The 26,831-nt window shown below is 64.9% G+C and carries 28 protein-coding genes and 1 tRNA gene; 6 read left to right on the forward strand and 23 right to left on the reverse strand.

Annotated elements, in window-relative coordinates:
• Nucleotides 1-19: 19 nt before the first annotated feature.
• Entirely contained in the window at nt 20-484 is a 465-nt protein-coding gene (locus tag GD429_RS11075) for a rhodanese-like domain-containing protein (protein ID WP_152856980.1), read from the reverse strand.
• Nucleotides 485-889: 405 nt separating this feature from the next.
• Here GD429_RS11075 and glnA point away from each other — a divergent pair, with 405 nt between their 5' ends.
• The 4 genes from glnA to GD429_RS11095 all read left to right on the forward strand — a co-directional run bounded on the left by glnA (nt 890) and on the right by GD429_RS11095 (nt 7,380).
• Complete coding sequence (gene glnA, locus GD429_RS11080; protein ID WP_047898511.1) at nt 890-2,305, forward strand: type I glutamate--ammonia ligase; 1,416 nt, start codon at nt 890-892, stop codon at nt 2,303-2,305.
• 161 nt (nt 2,306-2,466) lie between these two features.
• Complete coding sequence (gene glnL / locus GD429_RS11085; protein WP_193727097.1) at nt 2,467-3,609, forward strand: nitrogen regulation protein NR(II); 1,143 nt, start codon at nt 2,467-2,469, stop codon at nt 3,607-3,609.
• 46 nt (nt 3,610-3,655) lie between these two features.
• Nucleotides 3,656-5,173 (forward strand): nitrogen regulation protein NR(I), encoded by a 1,518-nt coding sequence (gene ntrC, locus GD429_RS11090; RefSeq protein ID WP_152856981.1) that lies wholly within the window; start codon nt 3,656-3,658, stop codon nt 5,171-5,173.
• A gap of 89 nt (nt 5,174-5,262) precedes the next feature.
• Nucleotides 5,263-7,380 (forward strand): prolyl oligopeptidase family serine peptidase, encoded by a 2,118-nt coding sequence (locus tag GD429_RS11095; protein WP_152856982.1) that lies wholly within the window; start codon nt 5,263-5,265, stop codon nt 7,378-7,380.
• Between the two features lie 17 nt (nt 7,381-7,397).
• On the opposite strand, the gene xth is transcribed toward GD429_RS11095, so the two are convergent.
• The 17 genes from xth to GD429_RS11170 form a co-directional block, all read right to left on the reverse strand.
• Nucleotides 7,398-8,174: an exodeoxyribonuclease III gene (xth, locus tag GD429_RS11100; RefSeq protein ID WP_321574538.1), complete on the reverse strand. Its 777-nt coding sequence runs from the start codon at nt 8,172-8,174 to the stop codon at nt 7,398-7,400.
• Between the two features lie 158 nt (nt 8,175-8,332).
• The gene (locus tag GD429_RS11105; RefSeq protein ID WP_321574526.1) at nt 8,333-8,944 is read right to left on the reverse strand and encodes a BglII/BstYI family type II restriction endonuclease; all 612 of its coding nucleotides are present in this window, start codon (nt 8,942-8,944) and stop codon (nt 8,333-8,335) included.
• Nucleotides 8,945-8,952: 8 nt separating this feature from the next.
• Nucleotides 8,953-9,864, reverse strand: a complete 912-nt coding sequence (locus tag GD429_RS11110) for a DNA-methyltransferase (RefSeq protein ID WP_152856985.1) — start codon at nt 9,862-9,864, stop codon at nt 8,953-8,955.
• A 131-nt stretch (nt 9,865-9,995) separates the two neighbouring features.
• Nucleotides 9,996-10,169, reverse strand: coding sequence for a hypothetical protein (locus tag GD429_RS40415; RefSeq protein ID WP_193727098.1), 174 nt, complete (start codon nt 10,167-10,169; stop codon nt 9,996-9,998).
• A gap of 7 nt (nt 10,170-10,176) precedes the next feature.
• Complete coding sequence (locus GD429_RS11115) at nt 10,177-10,383, reverse strand: hypothetical protein (protein WP_152856986.1); 207 nt, start codon at nt 10,381-10,383, stop codon at nt 10,177-10,179.
• Nucleotides 10,380-10,601 (reverse strand): hypothetical protein, encoded by a 222-nt coding sequence (locus GD429_RS11120; RefSeq protein ID WP_152856987.1) that lies wholly within the window; start codon nt 10,599-10,601, stop codon nt 10,380-10,382. The genes GD429_RS11115 and GD429_RS11120 overlap by 4 nt, the downstream gene beginning before the upstream one ends.
• The gene (locus GD429_RS11125) at nt 10,598-10,798 is read right to left on the reverse strand and encodes a hypothetical protein (protein WP_152856988.1); all 201 of its coding nucleotides are present in this window, start codon (nt 10,796-10,798) and stop codon (nt 10,598-10,600) included. The genes GD429_RS11120 and GD429_RS11125 overlap by 4 nt, the downstream gene beginning before the upstream one ends.
• Entirely contained in the window at nt 10,795-11,010 is a 216-nt protein-coding gene (locus GD429_RS11130; RefSeq protein WP_152856989.1) for a hypothetical protein, read from the reverse strand. Before GD429_RS11130 ends, GD429_RS11125 begins: the two co-directional genes overlap by 4 nt.
• A 206-nt stretch (nt 11,011-11,216) precedes the next feature.
• Nucleotides 11,217-11,423, reverse strand: a complete 207-nt coding sequence (locus GD429_RS11135) for a hypothetical protein (RefSeq protein ID WP_152856990.1) — start codon at nt 11,421-11,423, stop codon at nt 11,217-11,219.
• Nucleotides 11,423-11,779 (reverse strand): hypothetical protein, encoded by a 357-nt coding sequence (locus tag GD429_RS11140; protein WP_152856991.1) that lies wholly within the window; start codon nt 11,777-11,779, stop codon nt 11,423-11,425. Before GD429_RS11140 ends, GD429_RS11135 begins: the two co-directional genes overlap by 1 nt.
• Nucleotides 11,779-12,789: a hypothetical protein gene (locus GD429_RS11145; protein WP_152856992.1), complete on the reverse strand. Its 1,011-nt coding sequence runs from the start codon at nt 12,787-12,789 to the stop codon at nt 11,779-11,781. Before GD429_RS11145 ends, GD429_RS11140 begins: the two co-directional genes overlap by 1 nt.
• 538 nt (nt 12,790-13,327) lie before the next feature.
• Nucleotides 13,328-13,633 carry a helix-turn-helix domain-containing protein gene (locus tag GD429_RS11150; protein ID WP_152856993.1) on the reverse strand — a complete coding sequence of 102 codons (306 nt, stop codon included), beginning with the start codon at nt 13,631-13,633 and terminating at the stop codon, nt 13,328-13,330.
• 108 nt (nt 13,634-13,741) lie between these two features.
• Nucleotides 13,742-15,322, reverse strand: coding sequence for a phage/plasmid primase, P4 family (locus GD429_RS11155; RefSeq protein ID WP_152856994.1), 1,581 nt, complete (start codon nt 15,320-15,322; stop codon nt 13,742-13,744).
• A complete protein-coding gene (locus GD429_RS11160) occupies nt 15,319-15,699 on the reverse strand; it encodes a hypothetical protein (protein ID WP_152856995.1) in 381 nt (126 codons plus the stop codon). The genes GD429_RS11155 and GD429_RS11160 overlap by 4 nt, the downstream gene beginning before the upstream one ends.
• Complete coding sequence (locus tag GD429_RS40420; RefSeq protein ID WP_193727099.1) at nt 15,699-15,863, reverse strand: hypothetical protein; 165 nt, start codon at nt 15,861-15,863, stop codon at nt 15,699-15,701. The genes GD429_RS11160 and GD429_RS40420 overlap by 1 nt, the downstream gene beginning before the upstream one ends.
• The gene (locus GD429_RS11165) at nt 15,860-16,072 is read right to left on the reverse strand and encodes a helix-turn-helix transcriptional regulator (protein WP_152856996.1); all 213 of its coding nucleotides are present in this window, start codon (nt 16,070-16,072) and stop codon (nt 15,860-15,862) included. The genes GD429_RS40420 and GD429_RS11165 overlap by 4 nt, the downstream gene beginning before the upstream one ends.
• A 243-nt stretch (nt 16,073-16,315) precedes the next feature.
• Nucleotides 16,316-17,533: a tyrosine-type recombinase/integrase gene (locus GD429_RS11170; RefSeq protein ID WP_152856997.1), complete on the reverse strand. Its 1,218-nt coding sequence runs from the start codon at nt 17,531-17,533 to the stop codon at nt 16,316-16,318.
• A 399-nt stretch (nt 17,534-17,932) separates the two neighbouring features.
• Here GD429_RS11170 and GD429_RS11175 point away from each other — a divergent pair.
• Nucleotides 17,933-18,009 (forward strand) — tRNA-Met (locus GD429_RS11175).
• Between the two features lie 107 nt (nt 18,010-18,116).
• Here the strand turns inward: GD429_RS11175 and GD429_RS11180 are convergent.
• A complete protein-coding gene (locus tag GD429_RS11180) occupies nt 18,117-18,809 on the reverse strand; it encodes an aspartate/glutamate racemase family protein (protein ID WP_152856998.1) in 693 nt (230 codons plus the stop codon).
• 150 nt (nt 18,810-18,959) lie between these two features.
• Here GD429_RS11180 and dinB point away from each other — a divergent pair, with 150 nt between their 5' ends.
• Nucleotides 18,960-20,123, forward strand: a complete 1,164-nt coding sequence (dinB, locus tag GD429_RS11185) for a DNA polymerase IV (protein ID WP_321574527.1) — start codon at nt 18,960-18,962, stop codon at nt 20,121-20,123.
• Between the two features lie 63 nt (nt 20,124-20,186).
• Here the strand turns inward: dinB and GD429_RS11190 are convergent, their stop codons facing one another.
• The 4 genes from GD429_RS11190 to fixL form a co-directional block, all read right to left on the reverse strand.
• Nucleotides 20,187-22,274, reverse strand: a complete 2,088-nt coding sequence (locus GD429_RS11190; protein ID WP_152856999.1) for a M3 family metallopeptidase — start codon at nt 22,272-22,274, stop codon at nt 20,187-20,189.
• A 245-nt stretch (nt 22,275-22,519) separates the two neighbouring features.
• Nucleotides 22,520-23,380 (reverse strand): bifunctional methylenetetrahydrofolate dehydrogenase/methenyltetrahydrofolate cyclohydrolase FolD, encoded by an 861-nt coding sequence (gene folD, locus GD429_RS11195; protein ID WP_131945853.1) that lies wholly within the window; start codon nt 23,378-23,380, stop codon nt 22,520-22,522.
• 229 nt (nt 23,381-23,609) lie between these two features.
• Nucleotides 23,610-24,248, reverse strand: a complete 639-nt coding sequence (gene fixJ / locus GD429_RS11200; protein ID WP_006493245.1) for an oxygen response regulator transcription factor FixJ — start codon at nt 24,246-24,248, stop codon at nt 23,610-23,612.
• Nucleotides 24,245-26,761: an oxygen sensor histidine kinase FixL gene (gene fixL, locus GD429_RS11205; RefSeq protein WP_034183547.1), complete on the reverse strand. Its 2,517-nt coding sequence runs from the start codon at nt 26,759-26,761 to the stop codon at nt 24,245-24,247. Before fixL ends, fixJ begins: the two co-directional genes overlap by 4 nt.
• Nucleotides 26,762-26,831 lie beyond the last annotated feature (70 nt).

The following is a 26,831-nucleotide window of genomic DNA, read 5'->3' on the forward strand; positions in this document are numbered from 1 at the left end:
CGGTCGGGAGCGCGCGCCGTCAGGCGCCGATCCACGGCAGTTTGCGGAAGCACCAGCCGTCGACCGTCTTGCGGTGGCCTTCGGCGTCCTTTGCACCCTCGAAGCCTTCGAGCAGGTCGAACGCCTTCGTGAAGCCGGCCTGCGACGACGCGACCGCGGCGAGCTTCGAGCGCGCGGCGCTGCGGCACAGGAACAGCACGGGCGTATCGGGCGCGACGGCCGCCTTCAGTTCGTTGACGAATTCGGCGTTCGGCACGCCGCCCGGGTAGCGCGTCCATTCGAGATGCAGGTACTGGCCGTCGCCGACGAGCGGGCGGCCGATCCAGTCGAGCTCGGCGCGGGTGCGCACGTCGACGAGGCGCGCCGACGGGTCGAGCTGCAGCAGTTCGAATGCCTCGACCGGCAGCAGCGCGCCGGCGTAGTTGAGCGCGCCTTGTGCTCGGCGTTCGTCGGCCTTCGCGTAAAGCTGGTCGAGCGTACTCATGGCAGGGAGTCTCCTATCGATCAAACGAACATTCTAGCGCGGCGTCACGGCACGGACGTCCGCATGCGCGACGGTGCACGTACCGCACACGCGTTCACCAAAAAAGTGCAGAATGGCTCGCGTGCACCACAATGATTCCATGGGGGCGATGCGTCGCGACGATTGCACCATTGCGGTGCCGTCGGTTGCCGGCCGGTGCGGCGCCGGGCCCCGGAATCGCGCAGCACAGCCCCGTCGCGGCGAGCGCCGGCGCGATTCGCGCCAGTCTTGCGCATAGGTGGCACGGAAGCTGCTTTATAGAATTCGGTCGAATCGGGGCGCGCTGCGCAAAAGCAAGACCCCGATCAGCTCGATAAACTAGGCGGTTCCCAGTCCGCCGGAATTGTTCAATCAGGAGAAGAGGTTATGAGTAAAACCGTCGCCGACGTCATGCAGCTCGTGAAGGACGAGGACGTCAAGTTTGTCGATTTCCGCTTCACGGATACGCGCGGCAAGGAACAGCACGTGTCGGTGCCGGTTTCGGCGTTTGACGAAGACAAGTTCGAAAGCGGTCATGCATTCGACGGTTCGTCGATCGCGGGCTGGAAGGGCATCGAGGCGTCGGACATGCTGCTCATGCCGGACCCGACCGCCGCATTCATCGACCCGTTCTATGAAGAGTCGACCCTCGTGCTGACCTGCGACGTGGTCGAGCCGGCCGACGGCAAGGGCTACGAGCGCGATCCGCGTTCGCTCGCGAAGCGCGGCGAAGCGTACCTGAAGAGCACGGGCATCGGTGACACGGCCTACTTCGGTCCGGAACCGGAATTCTTCATTTTCGACTCGGTCCAGTGGAACACGGACATGTCGGGCTGCTTCGTGAAGATCAACTCGGAAGAAGCACCGTGGTCGGCAGGCAAGGAATTCGAAGGCGGCAACACGGGCCACCGTCCGGGCACGAAGGGCGGCTACTTCCCGGTCGCGCCGGTCGACACGTTCCAGGACATCCGTTCGGAAATGTGCCTGCTGCTCGAACAGCTCGGCATCCCGGTCGAAGTGCACCACCACGAAGTGGCGGGCCAGGGCCAGAACGAAATCGGCACGAAGTTCTCGACGCTCGTGCAGCGCGCCGACTGGACGCAATGGTCGAAGTACATCATCCATAACGTCGCGCACTCGTACGGAAAGACGGCGACGTTCATGCCGAAGCCGGTCGTCGGCGACAACGGTTCGGGCATGCACGTTCACCAGTCGATCTGGAAGGACGGCCAGAACCTGTTCGCGGGCAACGGCTACGCCGGCCTGTCGGAACTGGCGCTGTTCTACATCGGCGGCATCATCAAGCACGCCCGTGCACTGAACGCGATCACGAACCCGACGACGAACTCGTACAAGCGTCTGGTCCCGCACTTCGAGGCACCGGTCAAGCTGGCCTACTCGGCACGCAACCGTTCGGCATCGATCCGTATTCCGCACGTGTCGAACCCGAAGGGCCGCCGCATCGAAACGCGCTTCCCGGATCCGATGGCGAACCCGTACCTGTGCTTCACGGCGCTGATGATGGCCGGCCTCGACGGGATCCAGAACAAGATCCATCCGGGCGAAGCAGCGGACAAGAACCTGTACGACCTGCCGCCGGAAGAGGATGCAAAGATCCCGACCGTCTGCGCGGGCCTCGACCAGGCACTCGAAGCGCTCGACAAGGATCGCGAGTTCCTGACGCGCGGCGGCGTGTTCACGGACGGCATGATCGACGCGTACCTCGCGCTGAAGGAGCAGGAGCTGGCGAAGTTCCGCATGACGACGCACCCGATCGAGTTCGAGATGTACTACTCGCTGTAATCGGCGATGGCGCTTCGATTCAGCGCCGTTTTGCCGGTTCGTTCCCGTCGCGCAGCCTGCGGCGGGGGCGGCGGAGTCTGAAAGGGGACGGCGTCCGGCCGTCCCTTTTTTGTTCCGACGATTTTCATTTTCTGGCCCGTTGAGGCGCGACAAGCACGCAGATGGTTCTGAAGAATCTGATCAAGGCGAAAACGGGGCAGCCCGAGCGACTGACGGACGACGAGCGGCTCGCGCGGTCGGGCCTGCTTGCCGGGCTGGAAGCGCTGCCGACGGTCGTGATCGTGCTAGACCGCAAGACGCTGCGGATCGCGTTCGCGAACCCGTCAGCGGAGGCGATGCTCGACATCTCGCGCCGGCAGCTCGCGCAGCGGCCGTGGGGCGAGATTTTTCCGAACGCGAACGAACTCGCGTCGACGATCACCGCGATCGGCGAGGAGCGCTTTCACGCGACGCACCTCGATACCGTGCTCGACCGGCCCGGCCGCGAACCGCTGCATGTGCACGCGATCGTCGGCTTCCTCGAGACCGCGCCCGATTTCGTGCTCGTCGAACTGTTCGAGAACGAGCGGCAGTCGCGCACCGATCGCGAGGAGCGCATCCACGACCTGACCGCGGTCAACAAGCAGCTGATCCGCAACCTCGCGCACGAGATCAAGAACCCGCTCGGCGGAATTCGCGGCGCAGCCCAGCTGCTCGAATTCGAGCTCGGCGAGCGCGAGCGCGGCGAGTTGCGCGAATACACGCAGGTGATCATCAAGGAGTCCGACCGCCTGCAGACGCTCGTCGACCGGTTGCTGGAGCCGCACCGGCATCCGCACATCGTCGGCGACGTGAACATTCATGAAGTGTGCGAACGCGTGCGCGCGGTGATGCTCGCGGAATTCCCGCGCGGGCTCACGATCGAGCGCGACTACGACGTGAGCGTGCCGGATCTGCGCGGCGACAAGGAGCAACTGATCCAGGCGCTGCTCAACATCGTGCGCAACGCCGCGCAGGCGCTGCGCGAACGGATCGCGCAGGGCGACGCGAGGATCGAGCTGCGCACCCGCATCGCGCGCAAGATCACGATCGCGAAGCGCCTGTACAAGCTGGCACTGGACTTGCACGTGATCGACAACGGGCCCGGCATTCCGGAAGAGATCCGCGACCGGATCTTCTACCCGCTCGTGTCCGGGCGCGACGACGGCAGCGGCCTCGGCCTCACGCTCGCGCAGACGTTCGTGCAGCAGCACGACGGGATGATCGAGGTCGAGAGCCGGCCCGGACGTACCGAATTTCAGATTCTGCTGCCGCTCGACCATTGAGCGGTAACAGCACGATTCACCGGATTCACCCATACCTGACCGACCTATGAAGCCGATCTGGATAGTAGACGACGACCAATCGATCCGCTGGGTGCTTGAAAAGGCACTCGCCCGGGACAGCTTCGCGACGAAGAGCTTCGCGAACGTGCGCGATGCGCTGGCAGCGCTCGACCACGAGACGCCGCAGGTGCTCGTGTCCGACATCCGGATGCCGGGCGGCTCGGGCCTCGAGTTGCTGCAGGCGATGCACGAGCGGCTGCCGGGCCTGCCCGTCATCATCATGACGGCGTTCTCCGATCTCGACAGCGCCGTTGCGGCGTTCCAGGGCGGCGCATTCGAATATCTCGCGAAGCCGTTCGACGTCGACAAGGCGGTCGAGCTGATCCGCCGCGCGGTCGAGGAAAGCCTGCGCGGCGGCACGCCGCAGGACGAGCGCGTCGCCGAGGCGCCCGAGATGCTCGGCCAGGCGCCCGCGATGCAGGACATGTTCCGCGCGATCGGCCGCCTGTCGCATTCGGCCGCGACCGTGCTGATCACGGGCGAGTCGGGCACCGGCAAGGAGCTCGTCGCCCGCGCGCTGCACCGTCACAGCCCGCGCGCGAACGGGCCGTTCATCGCGCTGAACACCGCGGCGATTCCGAAGGACCTGCTCGAATCCGAGCTGTTCGGCCATGAGCGCGGCGCGTTCACCGGCGCGCAGACGACGCGGCAGGGCCGCTTCGAGCAGGCCGAGAACGGCACGCTGTTCCTCGACGAAATCGGCGACATGCCGTTCGACCTGCAGACGCGCCTGCTGCGCGTGCTGTCGGACGGGCAGTTCTATCGGGTCGGCGGGCACAACCCGCTGCGCGCGAACGTGCGCGTGATCGCCGCGACGCACCAGAATCTCGAGGCCCGCGTGCGGCAGGGGCTGTTCCGCGAAGACCTTTACCACCGGCTCAACGTGATCCGGCTGCGCCTGCCGCCGCTGCGCGAACGCAGCGAGGACATCGCGCTGCTCACGCGCCACTTCCTGCAGAAGAGCGCGCGCGATCTCGGCGTCGAGCCGAAGCGCGTGTCCGACGATGCGCTGGCGTACCTGACGTCGCTGGCGTTTCCCGGCAACGTGCGGCAGCTCGAGAACCTCGCGAACTGGCTGACCGTGATGGCGCCCGCGCAGACCGTCGAGATCAAGGACCTGCCGCCCGACCTCGTGCCGGCCGGCGCACCGGTCACCGCGACGGGCGATGGCGCGGATGCGCACGGCAGCGGCGGCGATACGGCGCTCGCGCAACCGGCGATCGGTGCGGCACCGGTGGCATCCGCGTCCGGTGCGGCCGTGCCGAACGGCGGCGCGCCGGCCGGCTATCCGGTGTGGGAGCATGGCTTGCGCACTGAAGTCGCGCGGCTGTTGCGCGAGAACTCGGCCGACGTGATGGACGAACTCGCGCGCCGCTTCGAGGCGGCCGTGATTCGCGAGGCGCTCGACTTCACGCGCGGCCGCAAGGTCGAGGCCGCGGAGCGGCTCGGCATCGGCCGCAACACCATCACGCGCAAGATCCAGGAACTGCATCTGGAGCCCTGAGCACGATTCGCGGCATGCGCGGGTATCGCGCATGCCGCGATCGGACATAATCGCGGTTTGCACGTAGTTTCCCAATCCGCCGATCCGCAATGTCCGATTCCTTCCGCTGGCCCGCCGGGGCCGACCCGTTCCGTTTCCTCGAAGCGCTCGACAGCAAGCGCGCCCGCACGTGGGTCGACGAGCAGAATGCGCGCACGCGCGCCGCGCTGCGCGACGACGACGCGTATCGCGCGCTCACGGCGCGTCTCGCGAAAGCGTATCTGCCGCGCGAACGCCCGGTGATTCCGACCCGCTGGCGCGACTGGGCCTACGATCTCTGGCAGGACGATCTCCATCCGAAGGGGCTGTGGCGCCGCACGCGCTGGGATGACTGGCGCGCCGGCCGGCCGGCGTGGGAGACGCTGCTGGACGTCGACGCGCTCGGCGCCGAGGAGGGCGAGTCGTGGGTGTTCGAGCAGGACGCGATCCTGTATCCGGACGGCGATCGCGCGCTGCTGTCGCTGTCGCCGGGCGGCGCCGACGCGGTCGTCGTGCGCGAATTCGATCTCGTCGAGCGCCGTTTCGTCGACGGCGGTTTCACGATCGACGAGCCGGGGCATCACACGATCGGCTGGATCGACCGCGATACCGTCTGCGTGAGCTGGGATCGCGGCGAAGCGCATGCGACTGCCGCCGGCTATCCGTATGAAGCGCGGCGCTGGGTGCGCGGCACGCCGCTGGCCGACGCGCCCGTCGTATTTCGCGGCGAACCCGACGATATCAGCGCGGGTGCGGGGTTCGATCCGATCGACGGGCGTCACGTCGCGTGGCGCAGCGTCGATTTCTTCGACGCGCATGCGTACCGGCTGACGGACGCGGGCGAGTGGGCGCGCTACGACGTGCCGACGCATGTCGAGGTCGGGTTCTGGGAAGGCTGGCTCGTGCTGGAGCCGCGCCTCGACTGGGATTGCGGCGGCGTGCGCCATGCGGGCGGCTCGCTGCTCGCGATTCGCGAGCAGGCGTTCCTGGCCGGGTCGCGCGAGCTCACGACGCTGTTCGCGCCGCTACCGTCGACGTCCGCGTGCACGTGGACGCACACGCGCACGATGCTGATCGCGAGCTGGCTCGACGACGTGCACAACCGCACGATGCTGTGGCAGCCGCGGCAGGCCGACGACGGCACATGGACGTGGGACGCGCGGCCGTTCGACTGGCCGGGCGATGCGCAGATCGACGTCGAGCCTGTCGAGTCGACGCTGAACGACGAGGTCTACGTGGACGTCGACACCTATCTCGATCCGCCCGAATGCTGGCTGGTCGATCTTGCCGATCGCGCGGCCGATGCGCCGTCGCGCCGCGTGCTGCTCGACCGGCCGCCGGTGCAGTTCGATGCGGCCGGGCTCGTCGTGTGTCGTGCAAGCGCGCGCTCGCGCGACGGCACGGTGGTGCCGTACACGCTGATCGGGCCGAGCGACGCGCTGGACGCACCCGATGCGCGCGACGGCGCCGCGCGCGTCGCGCGGCCGTGCCTGCTGTCGGGCTATGGCGGCTTTGCGATCCCGAACCTGCCGGGCTACAGCGATGCGTTCGGCATCGGGTGGCTCGAACGCGGCGGCGTTTTGGCGTTCGCGCACATCCGCGGCGGCGGCGAGTTCGGGCCGCGCTGGCACGTCGACGCGCAGCGCGAACACCGGCAGCGTTCGTTCGACGATTTCATCGCGGTGGCCGAGGATCTGGTCGCGACCGGCGTGACGACCGCCGCGCAGCTCGGGATCGAGGGCGGCAGCAACGGCGGGCTGCTGGTCGCCGCGTGCATGGTGCAGCGGCCGGAGCTGTTCGGCGCGGTGCTGTGCCGCGTGCCGCTGCTCGACATGCGCCGCTATCCGAAGCTGCACGCGGGCGCCGCGTGGCTCGACGAATACGGCGACCCGGACGATCCGCGCGAGGGCGCGGCGCTGGCCGCGTATTCGCCGTATCACCGCGTGCGCGAAGCCGTTGCGTATCCGCCGCTGCTGCTGACGACGTCGACGCGCGACGACCGCGTGCATCCCGCGCATGCGCGCAAGATGGCCGCGCACATGCATGCGCTCGGTCACGAACGGGTGTGGTACTGGGAGAACACTGACGGCGGCCACGGCAGTGCCGACGATTTGGAACGCGCCGAATCCGACGCGGCCGAATTCGGGTTCCTGTGGGCCCATCTCGGGCCGGCGCCCGCGCGGCGCTAAGCGCGCGGGCTGCGCGATCAGCCGACGACCGCGACGACGGGCGTGTGGTCGGACGGCTGTTCCCACGTGCGCGGCGTGCGGTCGACTTCGCACGACGTGCAGGTTGCGGCGAGCGCAGGCGACAGCAGGATGTGGTCGATGCGCAGCCCCGCGTTGCGGCGGAACGCCATCATCCGGTAGTCCCACCACGTGAAGGTCTTCTCGGGCTGTTCGAAGCGACGGAACGCATCGACGAAGCCGAGCTCGATCAGCTTCGCGAAGTGCGCGCGTTCCTGCGGCGATACGAGGTTCTGGCCTTCCCATTTCGCGGGATCGTGCACGTCGCGGTCTTCCGGCGCGATGTTGTAGTCGCCGAGCAGCGCGAGCTTCGGGTGGCGCTGCAGCTCGGTGCTCAGCCACGCGTGCAGCGCATCGAGCCACTGCATCTTGTAGACGAACTTGTCGGAGTCGGGCGCCTGGCCGTTCGGAAAATAGGCGGACACGATGCGCACGCCGTCGACCGTTGCGGCGATCACGCGCTGCTGCGGATCGTCGAAGCCGGGGATGTTGCGCACGACGTCCGATTCGTCGACGGACAGCGTGTCGCGCGCGAGGATCGCGACGCCGTTGTAGGTCTTCTGGCCCGTGAACCAGCTGCGGTAGCCGGCCGCTTCGAGATCGGCTCGCGGGAATTTCTCGTCGGGCAGCTTCAGTTCCTGCAGGCACAGCACGTCGGTGCCGCTTTGCGTGAGCCAGTCGAGCACGTGCTGCTTGCGGACGTTGAGCGAGTTGACGTTCCAGGTGGCTATCTTAATCAATGGCGTAAGCTCTTGATTTCATTGGTTCTATTTGGTCTGCGTTGAAGCTGATACCCCAAAGGATACCCCAATATTTCATGGCTTCACGCTACTTCACGGGCGATCATAGCCCGTCACGGAAGCCGCGAGTATAGCCCGCAGGCGCGCGGGTTGGCTCAGGGCGCGACGCCGATCAGTATCAGCGGGACTGCCGGCACGCCCCTGCCTTCGCGGATCAGGTTGTACAGCTCGCCTTCGTAGTAGCCGACGCCCGACGACATTTGCTGCTGCAGCTCTTTCATCGGCAGGATTTCCACACCCACCTCGATCACGTCGCCGACGAAGAACGCCAGATGCTTCACGAATAGGTCATAGGCCACGAATGCGTACTTGCCGAACTGGACTTCCACGGCCACGCGCTCTTTCACGAAGTCCGTCTGGTTGGAGGACGCCAGCGGCTTCAGGCCGGCGCCTTCGATTTCCGCTTTCTGCTGCGCGGCCCCCATGAAAAGCGTTTTGCGAACTAGTTTCGCGTCTGACGTGACCCAATACGAAATTCGACGCTCGCCCCAGCCGTGTTTCGAGAAACCCTCGTCAATGGCCGCGTTCATCGCGCGCGGCGAGTAGAGCATCACGCCTTCGGTGCGCTTTTCCTTGGATACCTTTGTCCGGCACTTCGACGCGTCCACCGACTTGATGACGCTCTGAATCTCTGCCCATAGCTTCGGCTTGTGGACCAGCAGGAATTCCAGTCCGTTCAGGTGCGAGTACTGCTCAACGATTTTCACGCGCCGCCTCAAGCCTTCGCAGGCGAAAGGAACGCCAGCTGGCCGCCGCCACCGGGTTCCTTGTGGCCGCCATATGGCTTCGTCGGATCGTAGACGGGCTTATCCATCGGCCGCGTCTTGAGCGTGCCGGCGCGCTGCTGGTGGACACGCTCCCAGGCGATATCAACGTACTCTTTCACCACGTCGCAGCCGTAGCCAAAGCGATTGTGCTTGACCGCCGCAACCACCGATGAACCGACGCCCATATATGGGTCGAATACCGCATCGCCGGGGTTGGTCAGCGATAGCACCAGCCGTTCAACCAGCTCGACAGGAAACTGGCAGGGGTGGTCTGTTTTCTCGACGTGGTTGTTTTTGACGTTCGGGAAAATCCACACGTCACCAGGGTTCTTGCCCAATGGATTGCCGGACAGCTGGCCAGCCTTCGGCCCCTTGAAGTATTTTTTACCGGGGTATTTCGACGGCACGCGGATGGGGTCCAGGTTGAAAACGTAGTCATCCGTTTTCGTGAACCACAAGATGGTTTCATACCGGCCGGATAGGCGGTTCGTGCAATGCAGGCCGTGTTCGAAGTGCCAGACGACGCGGTTTCGCAGCTTTAGGCCGTGTTCGCGGAAAACCGGATACAGCACGGTGTCCAGCGGAAATATCTCGCCCTTTTGAACGTGATTTCCCACCTGCCAGCAGAGCGAGCCGCGCGGGTGCAGCAGGCGCACGCACTCGGATATCACCTGCGCCTGGGCCTGGACGTAAGCATCCAGGGGCGATTTCTTTTCGTATTTCTTCCCGATGTTGTACGGCGGCGAAGTCACGATCAGCTGCATCGACTCGCTTTTCAAAGGCCGCATAAAGGCAAGATTGTCCTGACGGGCCATAGTCGCTTTTGCATCCGACTGAAGCCGCCTAACCGCCGTGTTCATTGCATCACACTCCCCACGCCCAGGGGAAGCTAGCTGATTCGGCTTGTGTCAACGATACCGGCCCACAAATGAAAAACCCGCCACATGGGCGGGTAACGCATAGCTAGATGCGTTTAAACGTTGACTTTCAGTCAGTAAGGCAACCGCACGCCCAGGCGCTCGGCGTGCCGCTGGACAGCTTGCTCGATGTCGCGGGCCAGCTCGTCGTCCGGCTCGTCGGGATGAAGTGCCAGCGGCTGCAGGCCGTTATGAATGAACGCGGCGTGCGCGCGGGCAAGGTTTGATACGAGTACGTTGATGCTCATTGCAGATTTACGAGTGCTTGATTTGCTCGGCAGCTTTCATGGCGGCTGCCGACAACGCCAGCGCATCAGCGCGCCGCCGTTCGCGGTCCGCTTCGGTTACGACGGGACCCAAAATGCGATCCACCAGGGCCGCCCAGTCTGGCCCATCCTTGTCGCGGCGGAAAACCGCGCGGCCGGCATCCTCTGCGGCAAACGGAAGGCGTACCGCGCTCATTGCTTGGATACCCCAGTCGTTGCGGATGCGGTCGGCGTTGCGGGCGTCCAGCCACGCAGGTCGAAGGCGACGCCGCGCCAGCTGCGCAGCGCGTCACGCAACCGGCCAGCGCCGTCGCGACTATCCAGCGGCTGGCGCGTGTCCTGGTTTATCGCGTCGGCCGTCGCCATGGCAGCGGCGATCAGGGCAAAAACGTTGTTCGGATCGACGCCGTTCATTGCTTGACGCCCCCAGCCTGGCGGGCCTGTTCGATCAGGTTGCCATTGATATCGCCGCGTACCGCGCCCTTCGGCATCGGACGTTTGCGCTTGCCGTTCAGCTTCCGTTTGCCGCCAGCAGTGCGCGGCTGCGGCGCGATGACCGGTTCAGCCGGTGGGAATGCTGCCCTGAGCAGGGCTATCAGCGCGGCCTTCATTCTCCGTCGCCTCCCAGCAGTCGCGCCTGCTGCAGGCCAATTGCGGCGTTGTCCAGTTCGACAGCCAGGCGTCGCAGGCTAATCTGCGCTTGCCGGACAATCGCCGAATCTGGACGGGCGCACGCGAGCATTTCGCCGTGCGCCAGCAGCGCGCGGGCGGTCGTCGTGCATATGCTCGACGCGTTTTGAATCGCAAGTTGGGGTGTGCTCATTTAGTAATCCGAAAAAGACCGCATACTATTCCCGGCGGTATGCGAGCGCGGCACCGGTTTGAACACGCATCCGGTACGGCGTGCGATCAATTGTTGGCGCGCTGTAGATCGTGGCGCGTATCGCGTACATTACCTGGCGATCACAGGCTCCCACGAAAACAGTCCGACCGTTTTCCCATGTGCGGCCGGTCGGCCACCGCATCCGGTTACGACGCGACCGGCACGCTACCCTGCGTGGGTTCGGTTCGCTGCACTTGCGCATCCAGGCCGGCGCGAAGCATCGCGTTTGCGGCGGCGTTCATGCTCAAGCGCAGGCCAAGCCGTTCAAGCTGTTCGGCCTGCCAGGCCGCGATGCGCTCGATAGTCGGTTGCTCGATTGCGAGCGTGATCGTTTGTCGTTTCGGTCGGTTCATTACCAATCCTTTGCGTAGTTCGTTCGGCCACGGCCGGCTGCTGCGGCGTCGGCGCTCTGCCGCTGCTGCCAGCGTGCGATGTGCGCCTTCAGCATCGCCTTGGCGCGGGCGCGCTGCACGTCCGTCATCGTCGGCCAACCAGACTGCAGCCACGCATCGGATTTGTCCGCGAAGAACGCGCCGCGCGCGGTATGAACCATCAGGCGCTGCGCGCCGTTCCACTCCGGGTCATTGCTGGCGCGCTCGTAGACGCTCGCGCCGGCAATGACGGTCTGCAGCTCCAGCGGCGGTTCATCGTTGACCGGCGCTGCGGTGGGCTTTCGCCCGCCCACCAGGGCGCGAAGGCGGGTAAGCATTACGCGGCCGTCCACACCACGTTCGCATCCGGCACGATGCCTTGCGCCGATGTGAAGCACGTAACCTGCGCGTCGCCTTGCGTGTTCAGGCGGTTGATTTTGATATCAACGTCATGCCACAGCGCGGCCACGCAGGTGCCCGGTGCGAAGATGTACGGGGCACCAGCCTGCGCCGACAGCATCGCCGGCACGCCTTGCACGCTGAACACGCCATCGCCGCGATAGCCCGCGCCCGTGCCGTTCGTGACGGCTCGAATGTCGCTTTCCTGCAGGAATTGCGCGGCCACCTTGCTGAAGTTGAACGCGGTCGGGTTCGTCGCCGCCAGGGCCGCGAAGAAAACGCGGTCCACGTACTGCGCAAGACCACCAAGGATCGCGTCCAGCATGCACGCCCACAGGGTTTCACCGCCGCCGACTGCGCGATCCATCGCGCGCGTCACGGTCGTGGTGAAAGCCGCATTGGGGGCGTCCGGCCAGCCGTACTGAGCGTCTTTGAAGGGCAGCGCCTGCGATGCTGCTGCGGCGCCGTCCGCCACGTCCGCGAAATTCGCCGGCAGGGTACGGCGCACCAGCGCGGTGTCGCGATAGAAGCCCGCCAGGCCGGACAGCTTGTCGCCGCTTGCCACCACCATCGCTTCGTTGCGCGGGTGCGCCAGCACCAGACGCACGCCAGCTTGCACGGCCACGCTGCGCGCCGAAATCTCGGCAACGGGATCGACCACATGCGCTTCGCCGGCCTGCTGCGCGTTCGTCGTATAGACGTTATCGGCCTGGATCGTGTTGCTGATGAAGTCGGCCAGGTTGAGCCGCACCATCGTCGCGGCCTCTCCACCCACATGGATGAATCTTGCGTTCTCACCGCTGCCTTGCTGATAGACCGGCGGCATGGCGCGGCCGGCATCGCCGAATGCGCCGTGCAGCGGGTTCATCCGCACGGCTCGGCCTTCAACGTGGCCGCGCGTGCCGCTGAAAGTGCGTTCGAATGCGGCGCTAACTTGCTCGTCGGTCATGAAGCCAAGCGGCTTCGATTCGGGAATCAGGTTTTCGTCCATGTGGTCGGTGTCCGGTTAGTTGATGCAGGGTTTACGTGAACTATACCGGCAAACACATAATAAGTCATTGTTTTTAAAGGGAAAAGTATTCACGAACGTGAATAGTTGCGCGCGATATTTGTAACGAAATGTTTCAGGACTCACGCAGCTTCATTGCGCTTCACGATGGGCGGGCGGGTGACGCGGTATCTACGACGCGCCGTCAGGTCGCGGCGGCAGATGCTCGCCAGCAGCCTGCGAACGGTCGATGTAATGCGGCGGCGGGGCTGTTGTTTACTTCTGCGGGTTGCAACATTCGTTGTGCGGCGTTGCTTTTACGCAACAAACGCAATCATAAAGTTCGCATTTCGAACGCACGCAGATATGGAGAGGGGCGGGAGGACTGCCCCCGAACGGTCACCCGGTGCGGAAGGACCCGTTGTTGCGCAGAAACAACACGGCCCGCACCGTCGTGGTGCGCGGCACCGACCCGACGCGATGCACGTACCTGCCGCACTCACGCCACGCCAGCAGCCCGCCTGCGAGCCTTGTCGGTCAGGGTGTATCTCTTCAGATGATCACGCATCACCAGCCCGTCACGCGTGAGCCTAGCAAGCCTGCGTATCACAGTCGGGCGCGGCATGCCCACCAGGTAAGCCAGCTTGTATGCACTCAGCGGCTTGCCTTCAGCCTCGCCGATCATCACGCCCATTAGGATCAGCACATCAGCAGCACGCGCACCAAACCTGCGCGCTCTCAACAATGCCCATGACAGGGCGCGCATGGTTTCGATGGATTGGTGTAGTGGGGCATGTTTGGGCATCTGCACGACTTGCACGGGTTTTGAGGCGATTCCAGCTAAGTTCTCCCATGTAATAAATTTTCAGAGACTTACCGGAAATCGCTCGCAAAGTCGTGCAAGTCGTGCAGTTCAAAACGGGCGGCTCTCGCTCTTGAGGCGCATACCCTTGTAGATGCGTGGCCGTCCCGCCGTATTTGCCTGTCCAGACGTTATCCCGCGCTCGTCCAGCATGCGCGTAAGCGTGGTCTTGGTTTTCGGGTCCAAGCCATCACGACGGCACCAATCGACGTACGACTGGTAGGCGTCGTCCTTCAGGCACGTCATGCCGGGGACGATTTCCGCCTCTTCGTCCAGCCACTGGCCCACCAGGTCGGATTCCGCTCGATACGCTGCACTGGCCGCCGCAACGCGCCTGGCGGGGCGCAGCCCGTGGCGCTGATACTCCGCATAGCCGCCCACCAGCCACGCCAGGATGCCTTCGCGCTCTGACAGCAGCCGTTCTTCCAGTCGCTTGTCCTGCTCATCCGGCGAGAAATTGCGTTCGAACGGTATCAACGCGATGCGGCGCCAGATGCCTTCATCGTTGTCCATGATGATGGGCTTATGGTTGCCTCGAACCCACAGCTTGTGCGTCGGTGTGAAATTGAACAGGTCTTTGTACAGGTGGCGCGCAGCAATCGCTTCGGTGGAAGTCACTTCCTTGACCGTTTGCGCACTGAGTTTCGATCCGGCCTCAACCTCATTCGCCAGCGCCATCCGCAAACCCTGCAGGCTCGCTTTTACCGGTGACGCGCCTTCTTTGTCGTCGTTCTTCGACGTGGCCAGGAAACTGGTGGGCACGCTGCCGACGAACGGACCCAGCACGGAACGAAGCACGTTCACCAGCACGCTTTTGCCGTTCGCGCCGCGTCCCAGCATGAAGAACAGCATTTCCTCATTCACGCGACCGCTAAGCGTGTACGCGAGCGCGCGCCGCAGGTAATCGACCCAGTCGGCGTCGTGGCAGCTGATTTCATCCAGGAACTTCAGCCACTGCGGCGCCCGCGCGTCCGGTTTGTACTCGACGGGCGATTGGCGAACCATCCGCATATCAGGGCTGTGCGGGCGCAGTTCGCCGCTTGGCAGGTGGATGACGCCGTTGGCGACGTTCAGCAAGTCGGGGTCTTGGTCGAACTCATCCGGCCGCGCCGCCAGTCGTCGGTCAGAGCGGGCCAGCTGCAGCGCCGCGCTAACGCCGGCCGCAGACATGGCGCGCTTTGCCAGTCGGATCATGCGTCCAGCAGCGTCAGGGTCGCTGGCGGTGCTGCCCAGTGCTTCCTTCAAGATCGCAGGCCCGATGACTTTGGCCAGTTCGGTTTCTTCGCCGGTAGCGCACGCCATCCAGCGGCCATCGAGATAGACGCGCCATCCCTTGCCGCCGTGTTCATACAGGAACGCGCCGGCCATGCGGTCTGCCAGCATCATCGAAATGCGAACGTCGGAATCGACGGTCTCATCGTCGGGTGGCGGCGCTTCTTCGCGCTGGCCGTCATTCGCCGCTTTCCGCTTTTCCCGTTGCTCATCTTCCCATCGCAGCAGTCCTTCAGGCTTCGGGGCGCGTGGCGGCTTCGGCTTTTTCTTCGGTTGCGATGCCGGTACTGGCGGTGCGGCATCCAGGCCCATGATTTTCCGGTAGACCGCATCCAGATCAGCGTTATCCGTAAAGGTCATTCTTCCCCCTTACGATCAACCCATCCAATCTGCCGGAACAGTTCGCGCGCCACTTCTACGTAGACTGCAGGCCAGTATTTGCGGTTCACGCAATCGCGGAAATAACTATCTCCTATGTCCTGGATGCTCGCGCCCTGAAGGACGCGCGTTTGCGCGTAGTCCATCGCCCTTTTGGCAGCAGCGTCGCGCGCCTTTTTCTGAGCTTCCAGAATGGCTGCGCCGTTTGCGGCGATCCAGTTCTTAAACTCGGCCGGCGTCATGGCCCGGATATCGTCCACCGAATGGCTCGCAGCTCCGATTTCCGCTTTCTCGCGCGCTTCACGCTCGCGGATTTTCTGCATCATGGCTTCCCATGCAGCCTTGTTGTTTTCGCCCATCACAGGCCCCCGTTCGAAATTGCGATCAGGACAAGCACCGCGAACAGGCCAAACGGACGGTCGCAGTCCGTGAAAATGCGAATAAAGCAATTGAGCATAGTGATATAATTTGAATTACGGTTTTTGTGGTGAGTGGTGTTCTTCTGGGCGGTGCGGGCGTTCATGCTGCGCCGCCTTTTTCTTGTCCACGTGCGGCCTTGCGCGCCTCAAGCCAGTCATGGATTTCTTGTACCAGCCAGCCGTTGATGCGCGGCCCGATCTTGATGGGGGCGGGGAATTCCCCGCGCTTCGCCAGATTGGTTAGCGTCTGCACGCTTTCCAGTCCGACCATTCGCGCAACTTCGTCGCCGCGCAAAATAAGTTTCTCGCTCATATTCGGAAAGTCCGTTCGTAATTCGATGGTTGAATTAGAACATCGGCGAATATGATTGGCAAAAGGGCTCGATTTTAACGGCGAGTAATTAAATCTAATTGCCGATAATCAGAATTCACGCGGTTTCACGATGCATCATCAGTTTTTAGAGTGGAGACTCTAAAATTCATGATGGCATGTCGCAAAAAAACAACGCCCAGCACTAGGCTGGGCGTGTGTGTATCGTTTAAACGCGCTGGTGGATCAGGCGGCCATCGCGGTGTCGGCGCGAGCGGCAGCCAAGCTATCCAGGTGGTCGGCCCACTTCTGCAGCAGTGCACGGCGCTCGTCGCGGTACTCATACCTGTTGTACACGCCGCGCACTCCCTTGCGCGCATGCGCTAGGCACGATTCGATCACGTCTGGGTTTTCGCCCAGTCCGTTGAAGTGGGTTGAAAACACGCTGCGGAAGCCGTGCGGCGTCGCCGCGTCGCCGTAGCCGATGCGCCCCATGATGGCGTTCAGCGAGTTCGCAGCCATGGGATGGTTCGGCTTGTTGCGGTGGGGGAACAGGAATTCGCCATCCGACAGTTCACGCAGTTCGCGCAACAGCGCGACAGCCTGCTGCGGGAGCGGCACGAAGTGTTCGCGCCGCGCTTTCATGCGCTCTGGCGGGATGATCCATTCGGCAGCGTCCAGGTCGAATTCATCCCAGCGCGCCCCGGTGACTTCGTTTTTGCGGCACGCGGTCAGCAACACCAGCTGCATGGCCGTTTTCGTTTCCGGGTTCGCATTCGACGCGTTCACTGCCGCCAGAAAGCCGGGGATGCGCCCCATGTCCATCGCTGCGTGCGACACGGAAGCTCTACGTTTGATCGTGCGGGGAGGGGGAACCGGGTTCGCGGCAATCAGGCCCAGGTCGATAGCGTGTTCGAAGATGGCGGAAAGGTAATTGCGCAGGTTGCGCGCCACTTCCGGAACGCGCTTTTCAACCGTTTTCAGCATCGGCGCGATATCCAGCCGCGTGATGCGCTCGATGGCGCGGCCCTTGAATTCAGACAGCAGATAATTCTTCACCTCGCGGTCACGCTGCTTGATCGACAGCGGGGCCAGCCTCGGGTTGTTCGCTTCCTTCCAGCTGTCCACCACGGCGGAAAACTCGCCAACCTTGGCGCGCAGTTGTGCCTGGGCGGCTTCTTCGCGATCTGCCTTACGGGCGTGAACGGGGTTGGTGCCGGCGGCCACCAATTCCCTGGCGGCGCGATGTTCATTCCTGGCAGCGGCCAGCGACACGTCGGGGTAGGCGCCGATGGAGTACAGCCCTTCCTTGCCGTGCAGGCGGAATTTCATGCGCCATAACTTCGCGCCGCTCGGCTGCACCAGGAGGTACAGTCCGCCGCCGTCTGTCATCTTGTAGGGCTTATCTGCAGGCTTCGCTTTGCGCACTTCCACGTCGGTCAGCGCGCGGGAGATATTGTCCATTTTGGGGGTACCGTCGGAGGGGGTATTCGGCTTCGATACCCCCAAAGATACCCCAAATTTGCACCGGTTCAAAACCCCAGGGCAGGACTCGAAATCCGCCGCCTGAGCGTGAAAAGGCTTGAAATATCAGGTGTTTGAGCATGAATCCTGATGATCGCGCGTGATCGATCGTGACAGCCCGTTATGCGCATGCACATTTCAGGTGGCGATTTTCATGAACGGGAATATGCGTGCGGCGTGAATGCGAAGGCCGCCATCTTACCGCGAGCACGCGGTGCGAACGCGCGCGATGCGCGACGCGGCGAAGGTCTCACGCGTCGCCATAGCGGGGAGGGGAGAAGAAATTGTGACAAAAGTGTTGACGTGAGTACTTCCTCACCCTATAATTTATTTCTCTGACGCGGGGTGGAGCAGTCTGGCAGCTCGTCGGGCTCATAACCCGAAGGTCGTAGGTTCAAATCCTACCCCCGCAACCAAGCACACCAGACGATGTGCAGCGCAAGTGACCGATGCGCGCTTCGTCGACAGGAACCCGGCCCCGTGCCGGGTTTTTTGTTTTCTGCGCGCGTGTCGTTGCGCGTTGCTATTGCGCAGCCCACTCCACGGCCGCCTTCGCATGCAGCGCGGTCGTGTCGAATACCGGCAGCGGCGAGTCGTCCGCGCCGATCAGCAGCGTGATTTCCGTGCAGCCGAGGATCACGGCCTGCGCGCCGCGCTGCGCAAGTTCTTCGATGATCGTCACGTAGGTCGCGCGCGATTCGGGCGAGATGACGCCGTGACACAGCTCGTCGTAGATGATCCGGTGCACGTCGTCGCGCCCGCGTTCGTCCGGTACGAGCACCTCCATCCCGAACTTGCCGCGCAGCCGTTCCGCATAGAACGGCAACTCCATCGTGTAGCGCGTACCGAGCAGCGCGACGCGCTCGACGCCCGCGTCGCGCAGCGCGCTGCCGGTCGGATCGGCGATGTGCAGGAACGGCAGCGTCACCGCGGCTTCGATCGCGTCGTGCACGCGGTGCATCGTATTGGTCGTCAGCACGACGAGATCGGCACCGGCCGCTTCGAGCTGCCGCGCGGCGCCGGCCATTCGTTCGCCGAGCGCGGCCCAGTCGTGCGTGCGCTGCAGCGCTTCGATCTCCGCGAAATCGACCGTCACCAGCACGCTCTTCGCGTTGTGGTGTCCGCCATGCAGCGCCTTCGAGTGCCGGTTGATCATCCGGTAGTACTCGGCCGACGATTCCCAGCTCATTCCGCCGATCAGTCCGATCGTCTTCATTCGTCACCTTTGCGTTTCGTGTATCGCGGCAGACGAGTATAGGCGCCGCTCTCCGCGCACGGCCGGTACGATCCGCGCAAAGCGGGCCGGTACGGCGCAGCCGGGCCGGGCGGCCGATGGCGGGCGCACGCAACAGTTGAAACCGGCACTGTGTTTTTGTACAGTATCGGCACCGTGAACCCGACCACCATTCCGCCTGCCGATCCGCACGCACCGCCGCCGGGCGACGCGCTGCCGCGCATGCGCAAGATCATTCACTGCGATTGCGACTGCTTCTACGCGTCGGTCGAGATGCGCGACGACCCGTCGCTGCGCAACCGGCCGCTCGCGGTCGGCGGCCGCCCCGACCAGCGCGGCGTGATCGCGACCTGCAACTACGAGGCGCGGCGCTACGGCGTGCATTCGGCGATGTCGTCGGCGCTGGCGATGCGCAAGTGTCCGGACCTGCTGATCCTGCCGTCCGCGATGGACAAGTACCGCGCGGCGTCGCGGCAGATCATGGCGATCTATCGAGACTACACGCCCGACGTCGAGCCGTTGTCGCTCGACGAGGCGTACCTCGACGTCAGCGGGTCCGAGCGGTGCCAGGGCAGCGCGACGCTGATCGCGCGGGAGATCCGCCAGCGCGTGCACGACACGGTCGGCGTGACCGTGTCGGCCGGCGTCGCACCGAACAAGTTCATCGCGAAGATCGCATCCGACTGGAACAAGCCCGACGGCCTGTTCGTCGTGCGGCCGCACGAGATCGACGCGTTCGTCGCGGCGCTGCCGGTGCGCAAGCTGCACGGCGTCGGCAAGGTGACGGCCACGCGGCTCGACCGGCTCGGCATCCAGACCTGCGCGCAATTGCGCGACTGGCCGCTGATCGACCTGCATCGCGAATTCGGCGCGTTCGGACGGCGGCTGTACGAACTGTCGCGCGGAATCGACGAGCGGCCCGTGCAGGCCGACCAGGAGCGCAAGTCGGTCAGCGTCGAGACGACCTACGTGACCGACCTGACGACGCTCGAGCAATGCGCGGAGGAAATCCGCCGCCTCGTCGTGCAGCTCGATGCGCGTGTCGAGCGCGCCGGCGCCGCGCGGTCGATCCGCAAGCTGTACGTGAAGATCCGCTTCGCCGATTTCCAGCGCACGACGGTCGAGTGCGTGGCCGACGCGACCAATGCGGATACGGCCGTCACGCTGCTCGCGAAGGGGCTGCAGCGGCGCGCGCAGGCCGTGCGGCTGCTCGGCGTCGGCGTGCGCATCGACGAGGACACGGCCGAGCGTCACGGGCAGTTCTCGCTGTTCGACGACGACTCGCCCGCACCATGAAAAAAGGCACCGCCGAAGCGGTGCCTGTCGATGCAGCCCGAAGGGCCGGGCGGGGCGGCGCGCTCAGTGCGCGGGCGCGGCCATCCCGTTGTGGCGCAGCAGCGCATCGATTTCCGGCTCGCGGCCGCGGAACGCCTTGAACGAATCCATCGCCGGGCGGCTGCCGCCTACCTCGAGGATTTCGCGGCGATAGCGCGTGCCGGTCGCCGCGTCGAGCACGCTGCCGCTCGCGGCGGCCGCTTCCTCGAATGCCGCGTACGCGTCGGCCGACAGCACCTCGGCCCACTTGTAGCTGTAGTAGCCGGCCGCATAACCGCCCGCGAAGATATGGCTGAACGTGTTCGGCCAGCGCGAGAACGCCGCCTGCGGGATCACGTGGTAGCGCTCGTTGATCTCGCGCGCGAACGCGGTCACGCCGGTCGAGCCCGCCGGGTCGAAGTCGACGTGCAGCAGCATGTCGAACATCGAGAACACGATCTGGCGCAGCGTGCCGAGCCCGCTCTGGAAATTCTTCGCGGCGATCATCTTGTCGAACAGTTCGCGCGGCAGCGTGGCGCCCGTGTCGACGTGCGACGACATCGACGACAGCACGTCCCATTCCCAGCAGAAGTTTTCCATGAATTGCGACGGCAGCTCGACCGCATCCCATTCGACGCCGTTGATGCCCGACACGCCGAGCTCGTCGACGCGCGTGAGCATGTGATGCAGCCCGTGGCCGAACTCATGGAACAGCGTGATGACTTCGTCGTGCGTGAAGCACGCGGGCTTGCCGCCGACCGGCGCCGAGAAGTTGCAGGTCAGGTACGCGACCGGCGTCTGCACGGTGCTGCCGCGCTTCGCGCGCGAACGCGCGTCGTCCATCCATGCGCCGCCGCGCTTGCCTTCGCGTGCGTACAGGTCGAGATAGAACTGCGCGACGAGCGAGCCGTCGCGATTCTCGACGCGGAAAAAGCGCACGTCCTTGTGCCACACCGGCGCGTCGTCCGGCTTGATCCGCACGCCGAACAGCGTCTCGGTGACGGTGAACAGGCCCTTCAGCACGGCCGGCTCGGGGAAGTACTGCTTGACCTCGTTTTCCGAGAACGCGTAGCGCTGCTCGCGCAGCTTTTCGGCCGCGTACGCGACGTCCCACGGCGCGAGTTCGGCGAGGCCGAGTTCCTTCGCGGCGAACGCGCGCAGTTCGTCCCAGTCCTTGTCCGCGTGCGGGCGCGCGCGCGTCGCGAGATCCTCGAGGAACGCGATCACCTGCTGCGGCGATTCGGCCATCTTCGGCGCGAGCGACACTTCGGCGAAGTTGCGGTAGCCGAGCATCTGCGCCTCTTCTCGGCGCAGCTTCAACTCGTCGGCGACGATTGCCGTATTGTCCCATTCGGCCTTGCCGTCGCCGTACTGCGGCCCGAGTTCCGACGCGCGCGTCGCATAGGCGCGATACAGCGTCTCGCGCAGCGCGCGGTTGTTCGCGTATTGCAGCACCGGGAAGTACGACGGGAAGTGCAGCGTGAATTTCCAGCCGTCCTTGCCGTCCTTCTGCGCGGCTTCGCGGGCGGCCTCGATCGCGTCGCCGGGCAGGCCGGCCAGTTCGGCCTCGTCCTGCACGAAGTACGCGTACGCGTTGGTCGCATCGAGCACGTGATCGGAGAATGCCTTCGACAGCGCGGCCTGTTGTTCCTGCAGCTCCGCGAAGCGCGGCTTCCGGTCCTCGGGCAGCTCGGCGCCCGACAGGCGGAAATCGCGCAGTGCGTTGTCGAGGATTTTCTTGCGCTCGGCGGACAGCGTCGCGTATTCGGCACTCGCGGCGATCGCCTTGTACTTCTCGTACAGCGCGAGATTCTGTCCGACGCTCGACCAGAATTCCGTCACGCGCGGCAGGTTCTCGCCGTACGCGGCCCGCAACTCGGGCGTATCGGCGACCGCGTTCAGGTGGCCGACGATGCCCCACGCACGGCCGAGCGGCTCCGTCGCGTGCTCGACCGTCTCGACGACGGCGGCCCAGGTCGACGGCGTCGCGGGCGCGCTCGCGGCCTCGACCGCGCGGTTGGCTGCGTCGAGCAGCGTATCGAGCGCGGGCGTCACGTGTTCCGGACGGATTTCGCCGAAGCGGGGCAGGCCGGAGAAGTCGAGGAGCGGATTGGTATTGGCGCTGGCGGACATAAGACTCCCTGTCTGTTGCCGGATGAACCGGGATGAAAAGAGTAACGGCGCGATGGCGCCCGATACCGACATTATTGGGGCGCATCGTGCGCTTTCCAATCGTTAGTTTCTAACGGCGCGATTGACGCAGGGTCGGATGCGGGGGAATGCCGTCGGGCAACATGTGGCCAACGTGGTGCAGCCGGCGCGGTGCGGCTGGCGAGACGCCGGCGCACGGAACCGCGCGCCGGCTGAACGGGCAGGGGTCAGGCAGCCGCGGCGGCAGCGCGCTCGGCGGCTTCGATCGTGTTGATCAGCAGCATCGTGATGGTCATCGGGCCGACGCCGCCCGGCACCGGCGTGATGTGGCCGGCGACTTCCTTCACGCCCGCGAAGTCGACGTCGCCGCACAGCTTGCCCGCGTCGTCGCGGTTCATGCCGACGTCGATCACCGTCGCGCCGGGCTTCACCATGTCGGCCGTCAGGATGTTGCGCTTGCCGACCGCGGCAACCACGACGTCGGCCTGCCGCGTGTGCGCGGCGAGGTCGCGCGTCTTGCTGTGGCAGATCGTCACGGTCGCGCCCGCTTCGAGCAGCAGCATCGCCATCGGCTTGCCGACGATGTTCGAGCGGCCGATCACGACCGCGTTCGCGCCCTGCAGCGCGATGTCGTGCGCCTCGAACATCTTCATCACGCCGTACGGCGTGCACGGGCGGAACAGTGGCTTGCCGGTCATCAGCGCGCCGGCGTTCGCGACGTGAAAGCCGTCGACGTCCTTCTCCGGCGCGATCGCCTCGATCACCTTGTGGCTGTCGATGTGCGCGGGCAGCGGCAGCTGGACGAGGATGCCGTGGATCTTCGGGTCGCGGTTCAGCTCGTCGATGCGCGCGAGCAGGTCGGCTTCCGACAGCGTCGCCGGATATGCGTCCTTCAGCGAGAAGAAACCGTTGTCCTCGCACGCCTTGATCTTGTTGCGCACGTAGACTTCGCTCGCCGGGTTCTCGCCGACGAGGATCACCGCGAGGCCGGGCTGGTGGCCGCGTGCGGTCAGGGCGGCGGCGCGTTCGGCGGCCTGCGCGCGCAAGGTCTTCGAAAGGGCGTTGCCGTCGATGAGGAGGGCTGTCATGGTGGTGGGTCCTGCCGGGAAGTTGGAATGCGTGCGTACGGCACCGAAGCGCCGCAGCAAAACACGCAATTATACCGTTCGCCTGCTGCCGTCCGACAGCGAATAAGCGGAAAGCGTCATGGCCGCGGCGCTCGCGTGCCGGGAGGAAAGGCCGCCGCCGCGCGAGTGGGCCGCATCGCGCGGGGCGGCAGCGGGCCGGGCGGGCAGTGCCGCCGCGGCCGGCGAACGCTCAGGCCTGTTTCTTCGACAGCGCGAGGCGCAGCAGGTCGGCCACCGTGTTGACGTTGAGCTTTTCCATGATGTTCGCGCGGTGCGCTTCGACCGTCTTGATGCTGATGCCGAGGTCGTCGGCGATCTGCTTGTTCAGGCGGCCCGCGATGATCCGTTCGAGCACCTGCTGCTCGCGCGCGGTCAGCTTCGACAGGCGTTCGCTCGCGGCGCGCTGTTCCTGGACGCTCTTGCTCTCGCTTCGGGCCTTGTCGAGCATCCGCTCGACGAGCTTGCGCAGCTCGGCTTCGTCGAACGGTTTCTCGATAAAGTCCATCGCACCCTTTTTCATCGTCGACACGGCCATCGGCACGTCGCCGTGCCCCGTGACGAAGATGATCGGCAGCGCGGCGTTGTCGGCGATCAGGCGTTCCTGCAGTTCGAGGCCGCTCATGCCCGACATCCGCACGTCGAGGATCAGGCATGCGATCTGGCCGGCCTGCTGCGCAGGCTGGTATGCATCGAGGAATTGCTCGGCGCTCGAGAAGCATTGCACGCGATAGCCGTTCGCCTCCAGCAGCCAGCGCAGCGAGTCCCGTACGGCCTCGTCGTCGTCGACGACAAAGACGGTTTCCTGAGTGGTGGTGACAGGGCTATTCATAGTTCTCCCGTTACGGTATGTGATGCCGATGCCTCGCGCCCCCCTTGGCCGAGATCAGCGGGTTCCCCAATGGGCAGGCTGCAGTGGAACGTCGCGCCGGAAATGCGGCCATCCGGCTCGACGTTGTTGACCACCCACAGACGCCCGCGATGCGATTCGATGATCGAACGGCAGATGTTCAGCCCCATGCCCATGCCATCGGACTTGGTGCTGTAAAACGGTTCGAACAGGCGTTCGGCGGTCGCTTCGTCGACGCCCGGACCCTGGTCGATCACGCGGATGTCGACGAATCCCGCATCGATGTCGGCGACGACGCGGATCACGCCGTCCGCCGACGCCGGCTTCACGTCGGCCATCGCCTCGGCCGCGTTCTTCATCAGGTTCATCAGCACCTGCTCGATCAGCACGGGGTCGACATAAATAATAGGCATTCTTGCGAGGATTTCCGTGACGATCCGGATCCTGCGCTTCCTGGCCTCGATTTCCGCGAGCCCGACCGCGTCGGCGACGATGTCCGCGACGCGCGCCGGCTGGCGCTTCGGCTCGCTGCGCTTCACGAATTCGCGGATCCGCTTGACGATCATCCCCGCGCGCAGCGCCTGCTGCGCGGTCTTTTCCAGCGCGGGCTGCAGCGTCTCGGGCGTGCCGCGGCCGCTCTTGACGAGCGCGAGCGTGCCCGAGCAGTAGTTGTTGATCGCGGCGAGCGGCTGGTTCAATTCGTGAGCAATCGACGACGCCATTTCACCCATCGTCATCAATCGGCTCGTGAACTGCAGCTTCTCTTCCTGCTGGTGCGCGAGTTCCTGCGCCTTCTTGCGGGTCGTGATGTCGGTCGCGATCTGCATCTGCGCGAGGTGGCCGTCCACCCACTGGATGTACTGGCGGCGCACCTCGAACCACTTCTGGATGCTCTCGACGTACACCTCCTGCGCATCGGCGGTGCTGCTCGTCAGCGCGGCGGCCGGCAGGCCCGCGAACGCGTCGACCATGTCGATCGAGTCGGACGATGCCTGCGCGCGGTCGAAGCCGCCGCCCGACAGCTCGAGATGGCCGTCCGGGCGGATTCCGAACAGGTGGCGGTAGTAGCGGTTCGCGAACAGCAGCTCGGCCTCGTCGGCGGCCAGCACCGACACCGCGGCGTCGAGGCTTTCGAGCACCGTCGTGAAGCGCTCGTGCGCGGCCGCGAGTTCCTCGCGCGCGCGCTTCGGCTCGGTGATGTCGGTCATCGACGACATCCAGCCCGTCTGGCGGCCGGAACTGTCGATCAGCGGCGATACGTACAGGCGCGCATGGAACAGCGTGCCGTTCTTGCGCCGCACGCGCAGCTCGAACCCCGAGCTCGGCGCCTTGCCGCGCAGCGTCATGTCGAGCTGGCGCTGCATTTCCGGGTAAGCGTCGCGCGGCCAGTACGGGAACGGCGCGACCTTGCCGACGAGGTCGGTTTCGTCCCAGCCGGTCATCCGGCAGAACGCGGGGTTCACGTGCGTGATGCGGCCGTGCATGTCGAGCACGCGCATGCCGATCAGCACCGAGTTTTCCATCGCACGGCGGAAGAACGCTTCCGCGTACAGCGCCTGCTGCGCCTCGAAGCGCTGGCGCGTGTGCTTCCACAGGCTCCAGAGGCTCCACAGCACGAAGCACGACAGCCCCGCGACGAGCCACACGAGCGTGTTGTTGGTCAGGTTCGTGAGCTGCGGGAACGCGTACACGCGCACGGTCAGCCCCTGGCCGGGCGGATCGAGCGGCAGGTCGTAGTGCGAGTCGCGCGGCAGGCGCGGGCGCGTCGACGTGGACGACAGCTCGCGGTTGTTCGAGTCGGTGATCGAGATCTTGTACTTCGACGACAGCTCCTGCGGGATGTCGTGCTTCAGGATGCCTTCGACCGAGAACACCGCGGCGATCGAGCCGAGATATTCGCGGTCGCCGCGCATCACGGGCGTCTGCAGCGTGATGAAGCCGTTGCCGAAGTCGTCGTAGATCAGCGGCGAATAAGCCTGGCGGCGCGTGCTGCGCGCTTCGTCATAGGCGCCGCGCACGGCGTCCTGCATCTGCGCGTCGCCGGGCTTCGCGAGCCGCTGGCCGAGCAATGGCGGATGCACGGCCGGCCAGCGCTGCACGCCGGGCGATGTGTACCAGTTCAGGTAGAGGATTTCCGGATGCGTCTGCATCACGTCCGCGACGGCCATCTGGAACGCGTTCTGGTCGAGGCGGCCCGACGCGAGATCGCGCGACAGCGCCTGGAGTTGCTCCTGCGCGCCCGTCATCGACAGGCGGATCTGCTGCTGCGCCCACGCGACGTTACGGAAGAGGGTGTCTTCCTGCTGCTGCTGTTCGCGGCGATTGAGGCTCCACAGGATGAGGCTCATCACCACGAGGAACACGAGGATCGACAGCAGCGGTGTCAGCAAATAGGAATTGGACCACCACGGTCCGTGGTGCCAACGGGACGGCTGCGACTCCGCCGGCGGGCCCGACGGTCGCGCCGAGCGTGCGAAAAGCCGATCGGTCAACATGGCAGGATTGTAGCGCAGCGCAATACATGGAAAACCCATACCGGATATGTTGAACGGAAACGGATTTATG

The sequence above is a fragment of the Burkholderia sp. BE17 genome, from assembly GCF_009362305.1.
Taxonomy (GTDB): Bacteria; Pseudomonadota; Gammaproteobacteria; order Burkholderiales; family Burkholderiaceae; genus Burkholderia; species Burkholderia pyrrocinia_C.

Excerpts from the sequence above, each read along its gene's own strand:
- GD429_RS11145 (WP_152856992.1), bottom strand. The coding sequence starts at position 12,789 with ATGACCGACGAGCAAGTTAGCGCCGCATTCGAACGCACTTTCAGCGGC.
- folD (WP_131945853.1), bottom strand. The coding sequence starts at position 23,380 with ATGACAGCCCTCCTCATCGACGGCAACGCCCTTTCGAAGACCTTGCGC.
- GD429_RS11120 (WP_152856987.1), bottom strand. The coding sequence starts at position 10,601 with ATGAACGGCGTCGATCCGAACAACGTTTTTGCCCTGATCGCCGCTGCC.
- GD429_RS11110 (WP_152856985.1), bottom strand. The coding sequence starts at position 9,864 with ATGAACACGGCGGTTAGGCGGCTTCAGTCGGATGCAAAAGCGACTATG.
- GD429_RS11125 (WP_152856988.1), bottom strand. The coding sequence starts at position 10,798 with ATGAAGGCCGCGCTGATAGCCCTGCTCAGGGCAGCATTCCCACCGGCT.
- fixL (WP_034183547.1), bottom strand. The coding sequence starts at position 26,761 with ATGTTGACCGATCGGCTTTTCGCACGCTCGGCGCGACCGTCGGGCCCG.
- GD429_RS11130 (WP_152856989.1), bottom strand. The coding sequence starts at position 11,010 with ATGAGCACACCCCAACTTGCGATTCAAAACGCGTCGAGCATATGCACG.
- GD429_RS40420 (WP_193727099.1), bottom strand. The coding sequence starts at position 15,863 with ATGAACGCCCGCACCGCCCAGAAGAACACCACTCACCACAAAAACCGT.
- GD429_RS11165 (WP_152856996.1), bottom strand. The coding sequence starts at position 16,072 with ATGAGCGAGAAACTTATTTTGCGCGGCGACGAAGTTGCGCGAATGGTC.
- GD429_RS11160 (WP_152856995.1), bottom strand. The coding sequence starts at position 15,699 with ATGGGCGAAAACAACAAGGCTGCATGGGAAGCCATGATGCAGAAAATC.
- GD429_RS11190 (WP_152856999.1), bottom strand. The coding sequence starts at position 22,274 with ATGTCCGCCAGCGCCAATACCAATCCGCTCCTCGACTTCTCCGGCCTG.
- GD429_RS11075 (WP_152856980.1), bottom strand. The coding sequence starts at position 484 with ATGAGTACGCTCGACCAGCTTTACGCGAAGGCCGACGAACGCCGAGCA.
- GD429_RS11095 (WP_152856982.1), top strand. The coding sequence starts at position 5,263 with ATGTCCGATTCCTTCCGCTGGCCCGCCGGGGCCGACCCGTTCCGTTTC.
- ntrC (WP_152856981.1), top strand. The coding sequence starts at position 3,656 with ATGAAGCCGATCTGGATAGTAGACGACGACCAATCGATCCGCTGGGTG.
- glnL (WP_193727097.1), top strand. The coding sequence starts at position 2,467 with ATGGTTCTGAAGAATCTGATCAAGGCGAAAACGGGGCAGCCCGAGCGA.
- fixJ (WP_006493245.1), bottom strand. The coding sequence starts at position 24,248 with ATGAATAGCCCTGTCACCACCACTCAGGAAACCGTCTTTGTCGTCGAC.
- GD429_RS11135 (WP_152856990.1), bottom strand. The coding sequence starts at position 11,423 with ATGAACCGACCGAAACGACAAACGATCACGCTCGCAATCGAGCAACCG.
- GD429_RS11150 (WP_152856993.1), bottom strand. The coding sequence starts at position 13,633 with ATGCCCAAACATGCCCCACTACACCAATCCATCGAAACCATGCGCGCC.
- GD429_RS11180 (WP_152856998.1), bottom strand. The coding sequence starts at position 18,809 with ATGAAGACGATCGGACTGATCGGCGGAATGAGCTGGGAATCGTCGGCC.
- glnA (WP_047898511.1), top strand. The coding sequence starts at position 890 with ATGAGTAAAACCGTCGCCGACGTCATGCAGCTCGTGAAGGACGAGGAC.
- GD429_RS11170 (WP_152856997.1), bottom strand. The coding sequence starts at position 17,533 with ATGGACAATATCTCCCGCGCGCTGACCGACGTGGAAGTGCGCAAAGCG.
- GD429_RS11155 (WP_152856994.1), bottom strand. The coding sequence starts at position 15,322 with ATGACCTTTACGGATAACGCTGATCTGGATGCGGTCTACCGGAAAATC.
- GD429_RS11140 (WP_152856991.1), bottom strand. The coding sequence starts at position 11,779 with ATGCTTACCCGCCTTCGCGCCCTGGTGGGCGGGCGAAAGCCCACCGCA.
- GD429_RS40415 (WP_193727098.1), bottom strand. The coding sequence starts at position 10,169 with ATGAGCATCAACGTACTCGTATCAAACCTTGCCCGCGCGCACGCCGCG.
- GD429_RS11115 (WP_152856986.1), bottom strand. The coding sequence starts at position 10,383 with ATGAGCGCGGTACGCCTTCCGTTTGCCGCAGAGGATGCCGGCCGCGCG.